Source organism: Sphingomonas glacialis (assembly GCF_006439055.1).
Lineage (GTDB): Bacteria > Pseudomonadota > Alphaproteobacteria > Sphingomonadales > Sphingomonadaceae > Sphingomonas > Sphingomonas glacialis_A.
On sequence record NZ_RCZC01000009.1, the window covers coordinates 158,696 to 176,234 of the forward strand.

The 17,539-nt window shown below is 64.1% G+C and carries 12 protein-coding genes; 4 read left to right on the forward strand and 8 right to left on the reverse strand.

Annotation, left to right across the window (positions count from 1 at the left end):
- Positions 1-37: 37 nt before the first annotated feature.
- The 5 genes from EAH76_RS21205 to EAH76_RS24035 form a co-directional block, all read right to left on the reverse strand.
- Complete coding sequence (locus EAH76_RS21205; protein WP_140852254.1) at positions 38-802, reverse strand: SDR family NAD(P)-dependent oxidoreductase; 765 nt, start codon at positions 800-802, stop codon at positions 38-40.
- Complete coding sequence (hisD, locus tag EAH76_RS21210; RefSeq protein ID WP_140852256.1) at positions 803-2,131, reverse strand: histidinol dehydrogenase; 1,329 nt, start codon at positions 2,129-2,131, stop codon at positions 803-805.
- Positions 2,132-2,185: 54 nt separating this feature from the next.
- Positions 2,186-2,482 carry a hypothetical protein gene (locus tag EAH76_RS21215; protein WP_140852257.1) on the reverse strand — a complete coding sequence of 99 codons (297 nt, stop codon included), beginning with the start codon at positions 2,480-2,482 and terminating at the stop codon, positions 2,186-2,188.
- A 388-nt stretch (positions 2,483-2,870) separates the two neighbouring features.
- Positions 2,871-4,190, reverse strand: coding sequence for a glycoside hydrolase family 1 protein (locus tag EAH76_RS21220; RefSeq protein WP_140852306.1), 1,320 nt, complete (start codon positions 4,188-4,190; stop codon positions 2,871-2,873).
- A 715-nt stretch (positions 4,191-4,905) separates the two neighbouring features.
- On the reverse strand, positions 4,906-5,079 hold the full coding sequence (locus EAH76_RS24035; RefSeq protein WP_161989110.1) for a hypothetical protein: 174 nt from the start codon (positions 5,077-5,079) through the stop codon (positions 4,906-4,908).
- 122 nt (positions 5,080-5,201) lie between these two features.
- Between EAH76_RS24035 and EAH76_RS21225 the strand changes: the two genes are divergently transcribed.
- Together EAH76_RS21225 and EAH76_RS21230 are read left to right on the forward strand one after the other, a co-directional pair.
- Complete coding sequence (locus EAH76_RS21225; RefSeq protein ID WP_241659823.1) at positions 5,202-7,625, forward strand: TonB-dependent receptor; 2,424 nt, start codon at positions 5,202-5,204, stop codon at positions 7,623-7,625.
- A 358-nt stretch (positions 7,626-7,983) separates the two neighbouring features.
- Positions 7,984-8,982, forward strand: coding sequence for a nucleoside hydrolase (locus tag EAH76_RS21230; protein ID WP_161989111.1), 999 nt, complete (start codon positions 7,984-7,986; stop codon positions 8,980-8,982).
- Between the two features lie 37 nt (positions 8,983-9,019).
- Here EAH76_RS21230 and EAH76_RS21235 read toward each other — a convergent pair whose 3' ends face one another.
- The gene (locus EAH76_RS21235; protein ID WP_140852260.1) at positions 9,020-9,298 is read right to left on the reverse strand and encodes an alpha-L-rhamnosidase C-terminal domain-containing protein; all 279 of its coding nucleotides are present in this window, start codon (positions 9,296-9,298) and stop codon (positions 9,020-9,022) included.
- Between the two features lie 724 nt (positions 9,299-10,022).
- Between EAH76_RS21235 and EAH76_RS21240 the strand changes: the two genes are divergently transcribed.
- Together EAH76_RS21240 and EAH76_RS21245 are read left to right on the forward strand one after the other, a co-directional pair.
- Positions 10,023-13,028 carry a TonB-dependent receptor gene (locus EAH76_RS21240; RefSeq protein ID WP_140852261.1) on the forward strand — a complete coding sequence of 1,002 codons (3,006 nt, stop codon included), beginning with the start codon at positions 10,023-10,025 and terminating at the stop codon, positions 13,026-13,028.
- Positions 13,029-13,054: 26 nt separating this feature from the next.
- Positions 13,055-13,873 carry a DeoR/GlpR family DNA-binding transcription regulator gene (locus EAH76_RS21245; protein WP_431358004.1) on the forward strand — a complete coding sequence of 273 codons (819 nt, stop codon included), beginning with the start codon at positions 13,055-13,057 and terminating at the stop codon, positions 13,871-13,873.
- Here EAH76_RS21245 and EAH76_RS21250 read toward each other — a convergent pair.
- Entirely contained in the window at positions 13,849-15,228 is a 1,380-nt protein-coding gene (locus EAH76_RS21250; RefSeq protein WP_241659825.1) for an MFS transporter, read from the reverse strand. The genes EAH76_RS21245 and EAH76_RS21250 overlap by 25 nt on opposite strands.
- Before the next feature lie 59 nt (positions 15,229-15,287).
- On the reverse strand, positions 15,288-17,342 hold the full coding sequence (locus tag EAH76_RS21255) for a phosphocholine-specific phospholipase C (protein ID WP_140852262.1): 2,055 nt from the start codon (positions 17,340-17,342) through the stop codon (positions 15,288-15,290).
- Between the last annotated feature and the right edge of the window lie 197 nt (positions 17,343-17,539).

The following is a 17,539-nucleotide window of genomic DNA, read 5'->3' on the forward strand; positions in this document are numbered from 1 at the left end:
TCTTGTCCCATGTAAATGCGCTGACGGTGCAGCGCGATCAATCGGCGGTCCAGCCGCCATCCACGATCAGGCTGGTGCCCGTCATCAGCGCCGAACCGGCGCCGGCGAGGAAAACCACCGGACCCATCAAATCCTCGACTTGGCCAATCCGCCCGAGCTTGATCTTGGCGAGCACGGCCGCCTTGAATACCGCGTCCTCGAAATAGGGGCGTGTCAGCGGCGTTTCGATGAAGGTTGGCGCGATCGTGTTCGAGCGGATGGCGTAGGGTGCTAGGTCTAACGCGAAGCTCTTGCTCATGCCCTCGATTGCCCATTTCGACGCGCAATACAGCGCGCGATTGGGGCCGCCGACATGGCCCATTTGCGAACTCATATGGATCAGCGAACCGGACAGGCCTTCGGCGATCATCCTCCGCGCGGCAGCTTGCGCGACGAAGAAGCTCGCCTTGAGGTTGATGTCGAGCACCGCGTCGTAATCCGCCTCCTCGACCTCCTGCATGGGCTTTGGCCGATTGGTCCCAGCATTGTTGACCAGCACGTCGAACGCCGGCCGCTCGGCGAAGAAGGCGGAGACGGCAGCGAGGTCTGACACATCGAGCACCGCTGCCTCGGCCGGTGTGCCGGTTGCACGTATGGCCGCTGCCGCCTGTTCGATCTCGCCGATGGAGCGCGCCACCAGCGTCACCGCCGCGCCTGCCGCCGCCAGCGCGGCGCTGCAGGCGAGGCCTATGCCACGCCCCGCACCGGTCACGATCGCGCGCTTGCCGCGAAGCGACGCGGACGGTGTGATCGGCAGCCGCATCTACTCGGCCGCGACCAGCGGCTCGGCGCGCCCGGCATAGGGCACGTTGCGGCCGCCATAGCGTCGCACACGGACATTGGCCTGTTCACCATGCCCGGCAAACCCTTCGAGCGCACACAGCCGGCTACAATATTCGCCGATCATGGCCGAGGCCTCGTCAGTCGTCACCTTCTGGTAGGTGCAGGTCTTGAGAAATTTGCCGACCCACAGCCCGCCGGTATAGCGCGCTGCTTTCTGCGTCGGCAGTGTGTGGTTGGTGCCGATGACTTTGTCGCCATAGGCGACGTTCGTGCGCGCGCCGAGAAATAGCGCGCCGTAATTGGTCATGTTGGCAAGAAAATAGTCGGGGTCGCGCGTCATCACTTGGACATGCTCGGAGGCGATCGCATTGGCGATCGTGACCATTTCCGCATCGGACTCTGCGACGATCACCTCGCCAAAACTGTCCCATGCTTTGCGTGCGTAATCGGCGGTCGGCAGGATTTGCAGCAGCCGATCAATCTCGGCCATCGTCTCGCGCGCCAGCTTTTCCGAGGTGGTGAGAAGTACAGCGGGGCTGTCGGGGCCGTGCTCGGCCTGGCCGAGCAGATCGGTCGCGCACAATTCGGCGTCGGCGCCGACCTCGTCGGCAATCACGAGCGTCTCAGTCGGGCCGGCGAACAGGTCGATCCCCACCCGACCAAAAAGCTGGCGCTTTGCTTCGGCGACGAAGGCGTTACCAGGCCCTACGAGAATATCGACCGGGGCGATCGAGGCAGTGCCGATCCCCATTGCGGCGACCGCCTGAATCCCGCCGAGGCAGTAGATCTCATCGGCGCCCGCCATTGCCTGCGCAGCGACGATCGCCGGGGCAGGCTTGCCCTTGAAGGGCGGCGCGCAGGTGATCACACGCGCCACCCCGGCGACCTTGGCGGTGATGACCGACATATGTGCCGAGGCAAGCAGCGGGTATTTGCCGCCCGGAACATAGCAGCCCGCTGCATTCACCGGCACGTTCTTGTGACCGAGGATGACACCGGGAAGCGTCTCGACCTCGACGTCGCGCATCGAATCGCGCTGGACCTGCGCAAAGTTGCGGATCTGTGTCTGGGCGAATTCGATGTCCTTAAGGTCCTGCGCGGCGAGTTGGTCAATGCAATCCTGGATTTCCTTCGCGCTCAGGCGGAAGCTTTCGCGGTCCCAGTCATCGAAGCGGATCGACAGGGCGCGTACGGCGTCATCGCCGCGCGTCTCTATGTCTTCCAGAATTTTCTCTACGGCGTCACGGACTTCACGGTTGCGCGTTGCTTTTGCTTCGAGCGTCGCGCCGCGCTTGAGATGATATGCCATAAGCGATCCTTTGCATTCGAATGCAAATGTTAGTAGCGTTGGTTTGGCGACGGATCAAGAAGTGGAAATAAAATGCTGTTCAATAAGCGCGGCGATCGCGGGCACGACGCGCTCCTGCGCGCTGCGCGATGGCCTATTATTGTTATAATCGGTGCTGTCGTCGTGGCGGCAATCGTTTGCTATCTTGGGCCGCACCTGGGACAGCTTGATCCCAGATTGCTTGCCCGTGGGCATTGATCGCTGGCTGAAGCGTTGCGCCGCCGAAACACCGTCGTGCGGGGCGATCGACGAGTGGTTGGAGCAGGCGGAAGCAGGACTGAAGGTCGTGGGCTCGATCTGTCCTTCGAACATGATATTCGACAACGACGAAGATGCCGAGCGGAGGCGCTCACTATAAGCGACTCCGAACCGCTGTGACGCAGTTGCTCGGACGCCCACTGAGCAAGCCGGACATTCTCATCCTCAACGAGTCAAAATTTATTTTTGCATTCCACCTTGTTGGGCCCGCTGGCCAGACTCGTCACCACTACTGCAAGAACATGCCGTGTCGTCGTAATTGCTAACAGTGAACCACCAGCCACGAGCTTGGCGGATGACTTCGACACCAGAACCTACCGGCTGGAAAGGGATTCCGGCGAGACATTCCTGCCCAGCGACGAAGATCATTACTACCGATAGGTTTGGTTCTCACGCTGATCCGGCCCTTCGGTTCATCCTGCGTTCGCGGCTGGTTCCTGAGTCACACAGCGTTGGCGCGGGCGATCGCCGCAAGGACAGCGGAACTGGGCTTGAGCGTGCGTTTGAACGTCGCACTGTCGACGCTGGCGAGCCCGTATCTTGGCCCGTAGCCAAACACCCATTCGAAATTGTCGAGCAGCGACCAGTGGATATAGCCCAGAACGGGCACGCCCTCGGCCATCACATCGTGGAGATGGTCGAGGGCGGCGGGGATCAGCGCGGCGCGCTGCCGGTCGTCGGCGGTGCCGACACCGTGTTCGGTGACGAGGACCGGGACGCGCGCCGTCTCCCACGCATAGCGGACGGCACCCGCGAGCGACGCCGGGTAGATTTCCGCGCCAGCCGCGTTGCGCACCGCGTCCGCGGGCGGCGGAAGCGTGCCGGCCGCGCCGATGCGGGCGCGTTCGTAATTCTGTACGCCGACGAAATCGTCGCCGCGCGCTGCTTCAAGCCAGGCATCGTAGCATAGCGCGCGTTTGCGGTCGCGTCCCTGCGGCGCGCCGACCGCTTGGTCATCCTCGATCGCGAGCGAAACGCCGACGGGCAGATCGCTGCGCACCGCCTTGATCGCGGCGCGTCCGGCGTGATGCGCCGCGATCATGATCGGCAGCACCGCCTCGGTCTGCGCCGCGCTTTCGATCATCGTTGCGACAAAGCGATCCGAGCCGGACGCGTGGGCTGCGGCGACCTGGACCGCCTCGCTTCCGGCGAGCGCCTGGGGCGGCAATTTATAGCGCAGCAACCGCATCAAATTGGGTTCGTTGAGCGTCGCGGCGGCGTGCATCCCGCTCGCGAGCGCGCGCGCCGCGCGGTCGCAGAATCGCGCGAAGAGCTGCGGCGCCTCGGGATTGGTCCAGCCGCCTCGCATCGCGAACCAGCGCGGGCAAGTGAAGTGGTTGAAGGTCACCACCGCTTTCAACCCGCGCGCGCGGCATCCGTCGAGCATGGCACGGTAATGATCGAGCATCGCGACCGAGAATTGGCCGGGCTCGGGCTCGATCCGCGCCCATTCGATCGAGAAGCGATAGCAGGTAAGATTGAGGCTGCGCGCGATGTCGAGATCCAGCGGCCAGCGATGGAAACTGTCGCATGCATCGCCCGATGGTTCGCGGAAGGCGCTCGGCTTGACGTGTTCGACCGTCCACACGTCGCTACCGACGTTGTTGCCTTCGACCTGATAGGCGGCGGTCGCGGCGCCCCACAGGAAATCCTTAGCGAAGCGTTTGGCCGGCGGTTTGGCCTGGAGCCGATCGGCGAGGAGCGCCGCCCCGGCGACCGAGACCGCGGATCCGCCGACAACCAGGTCGCGACGATTAAGGATTGGCATAATGGGTTCCGATATGAACTGCGTTCGCTGAGCGCGGGATCGGCCTGCCAGTTCAGGTGCAGCCCAATCGTACGACGCCATGGGCGCAATCGATCCGGCCAGTAGAATGGCGTGGCTTAGGCCTTCTCCGCTTGGAGGCGAGGGTAGGAATGTTTTAGGCCAAGCGGAAATTCAATCTACGGATCGTGATCGATGGCTTTCCCTAATAGGAGAGGCTTCAATTCACGACGCTTCTTCAGAACGATCCGTTCAACAATTTCAGTTTGATCGCCGGCTTCGACACCGAGGACGGCCATCGGACCCGCGGGGCAGTGACCGTGGCGGCGCGATAGCTAAGTCGACACGTGCCGCTTGCGCGCGGATTTGTTCGCTCAACCAGTGGACGCCCGGGTCGGCCACACGGCTCCCGTGTATCTGTACCAGTTCGCGGAGCGGCTCGAACGCGAAGGGCAGCGGTCGATATTGGATCTCGAACCTCTTGGCGGAGATCCGCGCCAGTTCCTCGTCCATCAGGCTCAACCGCATCGTGCCGACAAAAAGGTAGGGCGCTAAGCTGAACGATGCCGTCGAACTCGATCACGCGCCGATGCTCGAGCAGGTCGAGCCGCCGGTCCCCGACGGTATAGCCGAGCGGTCCGCCGATCGAGACCGCCACATGCTCGTAGCGAAAGACATCCTCGGTCGTGATGTAGCCTTGGAAGATCGGGTGCTAGCCCCAGCTGGCGACGACATAAGTCTTGTCGCACAGCCACGCGATCACGGCGCTGGCGGCGGGTTGGCTGAGTCCCAGGCGATTGCTGCCAAGCGCACCGTTATGCGTTTCCATCAGCGACTCGAACGCGACGAATAGGTTGAGATCGAGACCCTGAACCGTACGGCGCATCTTCTTCCGTAAATGAATCGATAAATTATACAAATCGTTGGTAAGAAAAATAATCAATTTGAGCGCTATGGCCTGACCAGTTAGGCCGATTCCATAAGAAAATGGTCAAGACAGGAGAGGTCATGAGACTCAGAGCAGCACTTTTGCTCGCCGCGATGCCGCCGTTCGTAGCGCCGGCATTTGCGCAGGATGCGACGCCACCCGCAGGCCCAGCACCCGAAGCATCGGCTACCCCGTCCACCATCGCCAGCGCCCAAGTCGATCCGGACTCGGCGGCGGCCGGCGACATCATCGTCACCGCACAGCGCCGCAGCGAAAGCCTGCAGCGCGTTCCGGTCAGCGTGACAGCATTGTCGGCAGAAACGCTGACCTCGCGCAATCTCAACGACCTCACCCAGATCTCGCGCGCGGCACCGACCCTGCAGGTCGGGATCGATAACACCTTCTCGGTGCGCGGCGTCGGCACGCTCGCGTTTGCCGGCACGATCGACAGCAGCGTCGCGACCGCGATCGACGAGGTCAATCTCGGCCGACCGATCCTGAACACGCCGCTGCTCAACGATCTGACGCGGGTCGAAGTGCTCAACGGGCCGCAGGGCCTGCTGTTCGGCAAGAATGCCTCGGCCGGCCTGATCAACATCGTCACCGCACGCCCGGTGCTCGGCGTGGCGTCGAGCGCGACCGATCTGGAATTCGCCTCGCGCGATACGCTGGGCGGCCGCGGCACGGCACCTGGCATCATCGCCCGCGAGACGCTCAACATCCCGGTCAGCGCGACCTCGGCGCTGCGTCTCAACATGCTCTATTCGTATCAGGAGCCCGGCACGACCTATGTCGGCACGCCGCGGAACGGCACCCGGCATGACCTCAATGCGCGGTCCTTGTCGCTCAAGGGCAAGTATTTCTGGCAGGCGACCGATGATCTGTCGTTCTACCTGATCGGGGATTATAACGAGAGCCATGGCATCGCTGGGATCGGCGATGTCACCTATCGCCAGGTCGCCACGAACAGCCTCAACACCGGGCCGCTCGCCGCCAACGCGATCGTCGCTGGGTCCGAAAACCTCAAATTCGGTGGCGATGCCGATCAGTATCGCGACTTGGCTACCGGCGGGGCGCAGGCCAAGGTAAGCTACAATTTCGGCAGCGGCTGGGAATTGAGCAATCTGTTCGCCTGGCGCTATTACAAGCAGGACCAGAATTTCGACACCGACTATCTGTCGTCGAACGGGCTGAACCGCAACGAAACCCACGCGAAGTACAACCAATATTCGAACGAGCTGCGCCTCGCGCTGCCGTCGTCCGGGCGGCTGAGCGGTCAGGCCGGGCTCTATTATTTCCAGTCGGACCTCAGCCTTCAGCGTTTCCAGGCCGGCAACAGCTACACGCCCGATTCGGCCGTGGGCGGTTCGCCGTTCTGCGTCGGGGCGATCGTCGGCACGACGCCGCGCTGCACGGTCAGCAACGTCGCCCAGATTGGCAGCGATATCAATTATGTGCTGCGGACCAAGAGCTATGCCGCGTTCGGCCAGCTGACCTACACGATCGCTGCCGGGCTGACCGCCTTTGCCGGCGGGCGTGTGACTCGCGACGATATCGACATCACCAGCGTACAAAATCAGCTCAACTATTTCTCGGCACTGGCAGGTCCGCGCGGCACCTTCTCGTCGAGCTATGGCAATACCGACTTCAGCTGGAAGGCGGGCGCGCAATATCAGGTGACCCCGGTCATCATGGCCTATGGCTTTTATGGCCGCGGCTATAAGGGGCCGGGTTTCAACGATACCTTCCCGACCGCGACGGCGAACGTGATCGTGCGGGGCGAGACGTCGAATACCGGCGAGATCGGCGTGAAGACGAGCTTCCTTGATCGCCGCGTGACGTTCAACGTCTCCGCCTTCTACACCAAGTTCGACAATTTCCAGGTCCAGGCGTTTAACCCCACCACGGTGTCCTTCCTTGTCCAGAACGCGGCCAAGGTGACGTCGAAGGGGGTCGAAGTGGCGGTCGGGCTGCGTCCGTTCGCCGGATTCAGCATCAATGAGAGCATGTCGTTCCTGTCGTCGAAGTTCGACAATTTCACTGGCGCGCAATGCTATCCCACGCAGACCACGCGCGGCTGTTCGGCGACGGTGCAGACGTTCGATGCGTCGGGGCTGCGGCTTCCCGCCGCGCCGGCCTTCACCTCGAGCTTCCAGGCGATGTACGAAGTGCCGACCGAAGGGCCGGTGGCGCCGTTCATCGAAGGCAATTGGTATCACCGTTCGAGCATCAACTATGTCGTGAGCCAGGCACCGGGCGCGACGGTCAGCGCGGTCGATATCTTCGGCGCAAGTGTCGGCGCCAAGGTCGGCAAGGCGCTGCGTCTCTCGCTGTTCTGCAAGAATTGCACGAACAAGATCACGCCGACCGCAATCGGTGTGGACTCGGGCGACGCGAATGCACGCAACGCGCGCGGGCAGGCGACGCCGCTATTGTCCTACACCCAGCAGTTCGGGCTCGATTCGGTTCGGACGATCGGTCTGTCTGCGCAGTTCCGATTCTAATGCACGACGGGGAGGTTGCGGCAAGATCGGCGGCCTCCCCTCGGCGATTGCGCTGCAACCGCTACCTTTGCGGCTGATGTCGTGGCGAAATCCCGATTGATCGTTTCACGAAGTTGGGATCATCCAGCAGATCATTGTCCTTCACACTGGGTCAATGTCGCCGAGCTCGACACGGAAGATTGCTGGATGATCCGCCCTCCCGGTTCCGACGCGCCGCTGCGGGCCCGGAGTTTTACGGATCGCTTCGTCAAGGTAGCGGGTTAGGGCGGCGTTTCGCCGAATGTCGCGAATCGCTGACTTTCGCCCGATGCAATGTTTGAGCGCTGGACCGAAACGGTTAAACCTTGAGGAGAAGGCCGTGACGCGCTTCCCAGTAGATCGCCGTTCCATCCTTCTCGGCTCGGGGCTCGCCACGACCGCGGTGGTCTTGCCCCGGCGCGCCGTGGCGGCGCCCGGCACAAAGATTCCCCAGCAACGCTCAGCCAGGATTATCGTCGATAACGACTTTGCCGGCGACCCCGACGCGCTGATTGCACTGGCGCACCAATTGATGGCCTCCACCACCCGAACGACACTGGTCACCAGCTCGCCGCTCTATGCCTATCGCAGCACCGAATCTGCAGTGCCCGGAAGCGCCAAGACTGGTCGAGGCATCGCCGCCGACCTCATCGCTCAGGGCGCCTTCCCGCCTGTTCCGGTGATCGCGGGCGCCAAGCATTTCGGCGATGGTCCTCAGCAAGTCTCCGCGGCGGCGCAGGCTATTGTTGCCGAAGCGATGCGCGATGATCCGCTGCCGTTGTTCATCACCTGCGGCGGGCCGCTGACCAACATCGCCGCTGCCCTGCGGATTGAACCACGCATTGCAGCGCGGGCAACTTTGGTCTGGATAGGCGGAGGCGCCTATCCCGATGGTCACTGGGAATATAATCTGGCGGGCGATATCGCAGCGGCCCGCCACGTCATTGAGGAGTCCGCGATTCCGCTGTGGCAGGTTCCACAGCCAGCGTATCGCCAGCTCCAAATGTCGGTCGCCGAAATGAGCGTTCGTTTACGGGGTGCCTCACCGCTTGGGCGGTGGCTTTACGATCGGTTCCTGCAGCTTCCCGCCTTCATCAAGATCGGCGGAAGCTGGGCGATGGGGGACAGCGCGACCGTGCTGCTAACCGCTCTGTCGGCGGAGAGTAGCCTTTCGGTAGTCCGCCCAGCGCGGCGCATTCAGCTCGACGGACGCTATGGCGAGGAGATTCCAGGGCGTACGGCGCGAGTTTTCAATGTGCTCGACACGCGCCTTACGATCGAGGATTTCTTCGCGTTGCTCGCCTTGCACGAACCGGGAGCCTGGCAGACGACTGACTGACCGACCGGTCCGGCCGCGGACGGCGATGACGATCGCCTCAGGCGGTGGAGAAGCCGTACTGGCCGCTGCCGATCGCGATCACCGCCTTGGACGCGTCGCTCGACACGATATGCATGCCTGCACGACCGGTCAGCGGGCGCCCCTCCTTGAGCACACGTGTTCCCGATGCGAGCGGCATATGAACTCCACCGCGCATATTGGGCGGGAGCGTGACGTCGAGCGTGAAGACGCTGTCACCCTGGCGCGCCCAGCGCTTACTGATGCGGCCGCGAACGCTGTCATAGTCCGCGCCGCTGGCCGGGGCGGCACGCTTCAAGGCTGCGGTGGCCTCCCCCGAATGAAGTCCGATTGTTCCCGAGTAGTTGCCGTCTGAGGGTTCGAATCTCAAGCAAGGAATCGAAATATTGACTTAAGGGATTAAAATAAAATGCTTATTTTACGGGGCGCGTTCCAGGGTATTTTCTGACTTCCAAGTTGTAAAAACATCGGGAAAACAGCAACCTAATGGATAATATCGAACCCCTCCGTCTCCGCCAAGGGCTCGTTCGGAGCCCGCCGCAACAGTCCACATATATTGACATCACCCCGGAAAACGGGCGCTCGCCGTCTAGGCTCGGTTCTATCGGTTCGCATGCCTGCGCAACCGTTCTGGGCCTCGCTGCGGCGCATGAGTCGCGCGACGATGGTACCAAGCCAACGCGCTGCAATGGGCCAGGGGGCGTATCCATTTCTGGAGTGTGACGCGTTTCGCGGAACCGGGGCGCTCCTGATCGGCGCGCTCACTCAAGCAACATCCTTGAGTGCCTGCGATTGACCTAGGCACGCTCGGCGATCGAAATGGCGTGTCGTCTCCACCGGCGTGTCTTGGCTATCGATGCATATGCGATCGCCAGCGGGCCGTCACCGACACGCAATCCATCTCGCGTGTGGATTTCTTTCCCGATAGTCACAAAATGTCCACGGCGCGCGTCTAGGGCCGGGATCAAGGCGAGCGGGACTCACCCGCGTCGCACCTATCTGCCTGAGGGGGACATCAAACCGTGAGCTGCTCAACGCGATTTTCGCGCGCCGTCGTCGTGCGCGCCGTACTTTTGCTCGGGACTGCGGTTCCGTGTGCGACGCTGTTCGTCCAGCCAGTGCAGGCGCAGGACTATACCAACATCGCCGCATCGGGCCGCGTCATTGGCGAGGATGGTGCTCCGATCGCCAATGCCGAGGTGAAGATCACTTCGTCCGATCGCGGCATCAGCCGCGTCGCCGCGACCAACGAATCGGGCGCCTACACCATTCCGCAGCTCGCGCCGGGCAATTACGATTTCGCCGTCACCGCGCCGGGCTTCGCGCCCTATAGCGAGAAGAACATCGCGCTCACCCGCGGTACCGGCGGCGCCAACAGCTTCACGCTCGCCCCGCCCGCCGGCGCCTCAGACATCGTCGTGACCGGGCGCCGCCAGCGCGTTGCCGATTTCCAGGACACCACCACCGGCGCGGTGATCGACCTCGCCTCGCTGCAGACGCGCGTGCCGATCGGGCGCACGCTGCGCGACGTGATGCTGCTGACGCCGGGTGCGGTGCAGGGCTCGTCGGGCGCCAATGGCGGCTTCTCCAACCAGGTGTCGCTCGCCGGCGCGTCGTTCACCGAGAACGCATTCTACATCAACGGTCTCAACGTCACCGATTTCGTCTCGGGCCTGCAGCCGACCGAGGTGCCGTTCGACTTCTACCAGACGGTCGAGGTCAAGACCGGCGGCGCGCCCGCCGAATTCGGCCGCGCGACCGGCGGCTATGTCGTCGCGACGACCAAATCGGGGTCGAACGACTATCACGCCAGCATCACCGGCACGTGGGAGCCCAACGACCTGCGCGGGTCCTCGCCCAACACCTACCGCACCAACAATCGCGATTCGACCGCCAGCCGCCAGGAACTGGTGTTCCAGGGCAGCGGGCCGATCATCAAGGACCATCTGTTCGTCTACGGCCTCTACAATCTGCGCAACATCCGCTCGATGACGCCCGCGTCCGACCAGAACAACGCGACCGGCGTCACCAACACCAGCCCCTTCTGGGGCGGCAAGATCGACGGCTACATCAGCGGCGCGCATCATTTCGAATTCACCTATTTCGACACCACCAACGACACGCATACCCGCAGCTATGCGTACGACCGCGCGACCAACACGCTCGGCGCGAAGACCGGCGGCACCGACAGCCGGGCGGGCGGTATCAACTATGTCGGGCGCTATACCGGCACCTTCACACCGTGGCTGACGATGTCGGCGGCGTACGGCGTCAACAAATTGCGTTCGGGCAACGTGCCGCTCGATACGGTCAATTCGCGTGTCCTCGATTATCGTACCAACAGCGCGGGCACCGATATCGGGCTCAACAAGGTGACCGACGCCTATAGCCACACCGACGACGAGCGGCAGTTCTACCGCGTCGATGCCGATCTGCAGTTCAAGCTGCTCGGCGCGCATCACGTCCGCATCGGTTACGACCATGAGCGCGACACCCAGACGCAGACCTATGAGACGATCGGCAGCGGCTTCTACAAGATCTTCACGGCAGCCGCCGGCGCGACCAATTACGGCGTTCCGATCGGGACCGATTATTACACGACGCGCGTCTATTCGCAGAACGGCGTCGGCACGGTGCGCAACCAGGCACTCTACCTGCAGGACGAATGGTCGCTGCTCAACGACCGCCTGCGGCTCCAGCTCGGCGTGCGCGACGATCGCTTCAGCAACCAGGGCGTCAGCGGCAAATCCTTCTACAATTCGGGCGACCAATGGGCGCCGCGGCTCGGGGCGTCGTACGACGTGTTCGGCGACGGGAAGACCAAGGCGTTCGGCTATTTCGGCAAATATTACCTGCCGCTCGCGGGCGACATCAACCTCAACGTCGCTGGCCAGCTGCTGACCTACACGCGCTACAATCTGCTCAACGGGCTGAGCGCCACCGGCAACGTGCCCAATGCCGGCACGCCGATCCTCAACGCGAGCTTCACCGCCTGCCCCGATACCAAGATCGCCAATTGCATCGTCACCGCGACCGGCCAGGCCTCGAGCCCGGCCGGGCAGATCGCCGCCAATCTAACCGCACAATCCGACAATGAGCTGATCTTCGGCGCGACCCGCCAGATCAGCGATCACATCCGCATCGGCGCGAGCTTCACGCATCGCGAGCTGACCAACGTCATCGACGACGTCTCGGTCGACATGGGCGAGCGCGCGTATTGCGCGACCAAGGGCTTCTCCGCCGCGGCGTGTCTCGCGGCGTATCCCGGCGGGCGGCATTTCGTGATCGCCAATCCAGGCAAGGACATCACGACGCAGATCAACGCTTTGCCCGACGGCACCACCCCGGTGGCGACGCTCAAGGCCGGCGACCTGGGCTACCCCAAGCCGAGCCGCCATTATAACGCGCTGACGCTGACCTTCGACCGCAGCTTCGACAAGGTGTGGAGCCTGTCGGCGTCCTACACCTGGGCGATCGACAAGGGGAATTACGAGGGCGGCGTCCGCTCCGAAAACGGTCAGCTCGCGGTCAACCGGAGTGCCGATTTCGACACGCCGGCCTTCACCAACGGCGCGTACGGCTATCTGCCCAACGATCGGCGCCATACGATCAAGGCCTATGGCAGCTATCGCCCGTTCGATTTCCTCGATCTCGGCAGCAATCTGGTGCTGCAGTCGCCGCAGCATAACAGCTGCATCGGCACCGTCCCGGCGAGCATCGATGCGGCGGCGAACGGCTATCATGGCTATAGCTATTACTGCAACGGCACGCTCGTCCCGCGCGGCACCGCGTTCGACGGGCAGTGGCTGACGCAGCTCGACGTCAGCGCGATCGTCCATCTGCCCGTGCCCAAGCAGTTCGACGCCTCGCTCCGGCTCGACGTGTTCAACCTGCTCAACACCAAGTCAGTGACGGCCTATGACCAGGCCGGGCAGCTCAGCAACGATGCGGCCAACCCCAACTATCAGAAGCCGCTCGCCTATCAGTCGCCACTCTATGCGCGATTGCAGTTCCGCCTGGGCTTCTGAGGACGGCTTGGAGGGGCCGCGCGACGTTGACAGGCGTCGCGCGGCCCCCAAAACAACGACCGGCGGCGATACCGCCCAGGGAGGGTGCGATTCACAAGCGAACAGACCGTCAGAAGGAAATCGTCACGCGGTTGCGCAGCGGCCGCACGCTGTCGGTCCTCAGCCTCGCCTCGGCCCTCGACGTGTCGGACGAGACGATCCGCCGCGAGCTGCGCACGCTCGAGGAGCAGGGCGTCATCATCCGCGAACATGGCGGCGCGCGGCTTGCCGTACCCGTGCTCGAGGGGCCGCTCAACCAGCGCATGGAGGAGAATGCCGATGCCAAGGTCCGCATCGCGCGCGCGGCGGCGGCATTGGTGCCCGACGGCGCGATCCTGTTCATCGATTCGGGTACGACGAGCATCTTCATCGCGCGGCAACTCGTCGAGCGGCGTGCGCTGACGGTGGTGACCAACTCGCTCCAGGTCGCGAGCGATCTGGGCGCGATTAACGGCAACCGGCTGTTTCTCGCGGGTGGCGAGATGGACTATGATTATCGCGCCTTCTCGGACCATCAGGCGCAGGCCTATGTCGGCGGCTTCACGCCGCATCTCGCGATCCTGTCGGTCGGCGGGATCAGCCTCGACCGCGGGCTAATGGATTTCCACCCGGGCGAGGCGCAGATGAGCCGGATCGCCTATGCCACGTCGGAGCGCGTGCTGCTCGGCGTCGATGCGTCGAAGTTCGGGCGCTACGCGCTGCTGCAGACCGCGCAATGCGCCGATGTCGACATTCTCGTGACCGACGCACCGCTCGACGACGGCTTTGCGCGCGCTTTCGCTCACGCCGAAGTGGTGGTCGCCTGAAGCCTCCGGCTGCGGTGGCGCAAAGCGGCCGCAGCCACCGCGAGCAGGACGCCGATCCCCGCCACCCCGGCCTGGATCGCCCAGAACCAGCTATCGGGAATCCGCCCGTAATAGCCGCCGCTGATGCCGACCCACAGGCTTGCGAAGAAGCCGTGGAGGTAGAAGATTCCGGTCCATAAGCCGACGAAGCGCGGCGGCGCGACCGCGGCGATCAGGCTGAGCCCGCTCGGCCAGACCAGCACGACCGCCAAGTCGACCAGCACCAGATACGCCAGCGCCCACCCGATCGACAGCGCACCGTCCTGCGATGCCGCCAGCGCCAGGACGAGATAGCCGCCGGCACAGGCCAACCCGCCGAGCAGGATATGGTCCTGCGCGCCGAGCGCGATGCCGCGCCGCGCGAGCCACGGAAACAACGCCTGTGCGCCGACGATCAGCAGCAGCGTGAAGATCCCGTCGAGCGAGACGAACCAGGCGACCGGCATCAACCAGCCCGCGATATGCAGCTCGACCCGCGCGCGCGCCCAGAGCAGGAAGATGTCGCTGACCTGCTCATACGCCGCCCAGCAGAAATAGATGCTGAGGATCGCCGCGACCAGGATCGCGCTGGACGGCAGCACTGCTCGCCCGTGCGAGCCGTTCTGGCGCGCGTCGGGGGTCACGTCGCCAATGAGGCGCGCCGATCCTGCGGTGGTGACGGCATAGCCAAGGATCCCGATCAGTACCGCCAGCGCCGCGGCGGCGATCGCATATGTCCAGCCAGCGAGTGCGGCGAGTGTTCCGCACACCAGCGGCCCACAAATCGCGCCGGCGTTGAGAAAACCGAGATAGATCGCATAGCCGCGCTGCCGCTCGAGCTCGCTGGCGAAGAGTTGGCCGACCTGGACCGATAGGTTGCCCTTGAGCGTCCCGGTGGCGGCCATGAACAGCGCGAGCCCCGGCAGGAAGCCGGTGACCTGGAGCATCAGCAACAGGCCGACGAGCATCGCGCCCGCTGCGAGATAGAGCAGCGCGCGGCGGTTACCGACATAGTCCCCGATCAGCCCGCCAAGCGGGACCGAGAGATAGAGCAACGCCCCAGCATAGCCATAAACCTGCGAGGCGAGGCCGGTCGTTGACAGCGGGCCGAACCACTGGCCGAGCGCGTCGCGCAGCACCCCCGCTCCGAACGCGCGCGGCAGGTCGCCTGCGAAGATCTGATCCGCGAGGATGAGGACGAGCAGCGACTTCACCCCGGTCATGGCGAAGCGTTCCCAGAATTCGAGCATCGCCAGCCCGACGAAGCGCCGGTCGCGGATCGGCGACGGGGCGCCCGCCGAACCCTCTGTTTCCATTCCTCGAATCGTGGTCGCCATAGCCGCTGCGCCTACGCGCGGCTGACAACACGATTATGACAAGCGCGAAAGCGGGCGCGTCAGGCCGGATGCGCGAAGCGTGGCGCCGGCTCGCTGATGTCAGCGCCGCCGGTTTCGACATGGCCGGCGAGACGCTGGCGCGCGCCGTGGTCCGACGCGATCGACAGGTCGTACCAGCGATGCTCGCGCTGCGCTGGCGCCGCGAACGCGCTGCTCGCTTGCGGCGCGAGCGCGAGATGCTGGGTCACGCCGGTATGCGCGCAATGGCATGTCACGGCCTGCACCACCTCGGCGCGGTTGCGGACGAGCACGGCTCCCGACGCTGCCACTTCGGTCTCGAGCAGCGCGCTGTCGTGCCGACCGCGATACTCCCGGAAGAACCCGTTGGGCCCGCGCACCACGAGCGCGAAGCCTTCGCTCGCGATCGGCCACGTCTCTTCGAGCGTCGACTGCGCGGCGACGGTGAAATAGCGCCAGCCCGGAAAGCGCAGTTCGTCCTGCACGCCGAACACCACGCCATCCCCGCCGCTATTCACGAAGCGCAACGCCAGCCCGGCCGCGCTCCAATGCGGCTCGACCGCGAAGCGATACGGCAGCGCGCGCGCGGGTCGCGTCCCCGGCTCCTGCACGGGCACGCTGGTGGCGGTCGCGATCGGCGGCGGTGGCGCGGTGTGGCAGAGCTGCTGCGTCTGCGCGACATAGTCGGCGACCGACGGCAGCGCCGTGAACCAGCCGACATCGGCGCGCGCTTCGGGCGTCACGTCGAAGTCGAAGATTGAGGTCAGGTCGCCGCACACCGATCGGCGCCACGGCGAGATGTTGGGCTCGGCCACGCCGAAGCGCTTTTCGAGAAAGCGCAGCACCGATGTATGATCGAACAGCTGCGAATTGACCCAGCCGCCGCGCGTCCAGGGCGAAATCACCGTCATCGGGACGCGCGGGCCAAGCCCGACCGGCTGCCCCTGATAGGTTTCGCTGCGCACATCGACATTGCTCGCACCATAGCGCGCGTCGATCGCGGGTACCGGTGCGGGGATATGGTCGAAGAAGCCGTCATTCTCGTCATAATTGACGATCAGCGCGGTCTTGGCCCAGACCTTCGGATTGGCGGCGAGTGCTGCGACGATGCTGCCGACGAGCACCTCGCCATAGGGCACCGGCGCATCGGGATGCTCGCTCATCTCCATCATCGGTACGATCCACGACGCCGCCGGCAGCCGGTCGGCGGCGACATCGGCGGTGAAGGCCGCGATCAGATGCGCGGCGCGCGTTTTCTCCGGGTCGGCCGGCGCCTTGCCGTCGATCCAGTCGACGAACGCCCGGCCCCGGCGATAGCGCGACGAGTTCGGATCGAGCTTCCGGAATTCGCTGAAATAGCCGAGCGGATTGTCCGAATAATTGGCCAGCTCCTGATACAAGCGCCAGGAAACGCCCGCATCCTCGAGCCGCCCGGCATAAGTGCGCCACGGCAGCCCGGCGAGCTTGGGATCGTCCTTCGCCATGTCGGCACCGGGGTTATCGTCGGTGCCGCCATTGGTGACGCAATACACGCCCTCCTGCCCGACGCTCAGCCCGTTGGTGCCGCTGAAATGATACAAGCGGTTGGGTCCGGTCGGCCCCTGCAGCGAGCAATGATAGCCGTCGCAAAGCGTGAAGGCGTCGGCGAGCGCGTAATAATAGGGAATGTCCTGCCGCGTCAGGTGCGCCATCGTCAGCGGGCCCTTCTGCTCGGCCCATACGTCCCAGTTGCGCCAGCGGTTCTGGCTGTCCTTCCAGCTATGATCGAGCCCGGTGAAGCAGCGCGCGTTGGTCGCGGTGTAATCTAGCCGGAACGGCCAGGCGATCCGCCCGCCATCGCGGTCGGCGCGGCGCTGCGCCCAGACCGGCTGGCCGCTCGGCAGCGTCACCGGCCGCGGATCCGCGAACCCGCGCACGCCGCGCAGCGTCCCGAAATAATGGTCGAATGAGCGGTTCTCCTGCATCAGGATCACGACATGCTCGATATCCGCGATCGACCCGTGTCCTACACGCGGCGTGCTCGCCGAGCCGGGGATACTGGCCATACCGGCAAGGCTGGAGGCGCCATTGAGGAAGGTGCGCCGATCGATCAACATAGGAAGGGACTTTGCAGCAGGCATTGCAGGGGCGGGGGCTCGGAATCACCAGAGCGTAACACCCGCATATGGACGACTTGTGACAGCCTGCGGGAAATGACCGACTATTGTTGGTTCCAGTCGTTCGGTGCACATTTGTCGCACGGGGGGCGATCATGGCCGCCAGCATGAGCGCGGGCAGCGATTTCGGTCACGAT

Bases quoted from the DNA above. Each gene is read 5' to 3' on its own strand.
- EAH76_RS21215 (WP_140852257.1), bottom strand. From the start codon at position 2,482: ATGTTCGAAGGACAGATCGAGCCCACGACCTTCAGTCCTGCTTCCGCC.
- EAH76_RS21255 (WP_140852262.1), bottom strand. From the start codon at position 17,342: ATGTTGATCGATCGGCGCACCTTCCTCAATGGCGCCTCCAGCCTTGCC.
- EAH76_RS24035 (WP_161989110.1), bottom strand. From the start codon at position 5,079: ATGCGCCGTACGGTTCAGGGTCTCGATCTCAACCTATTCGTCGCGTTC.
- EAH76_RS21205 (WP_140852254.1), bottom strand. From the start codon at position 802: ATGCGGCTGCCGATCACACCGTCCGCGTCGCTTCGCGGCAAGCGCGCG.
- EAH76_RS21250 (WP_241659825.1), bottom strand. From the start codon at position 15,228: ATGGCGACCACGATTCGAGGAATGGAAACAGAGGGTTCGGCGGGCGCC.
- hisD (WP_140852256.1), bottom strand. From the start codon at position 2,131: ATGGCATATCATCTCAAGCGCGGCGCGACGCTCGAAGCAAAAGCAACG.
- EAH76_RS21225 (WP_241659823.1), top strand. From the start codon at position 5,202: ATGAGACTCAGAGCAGCACTTTTGCTCGCCGCGATGCCGCCGTTCGTA.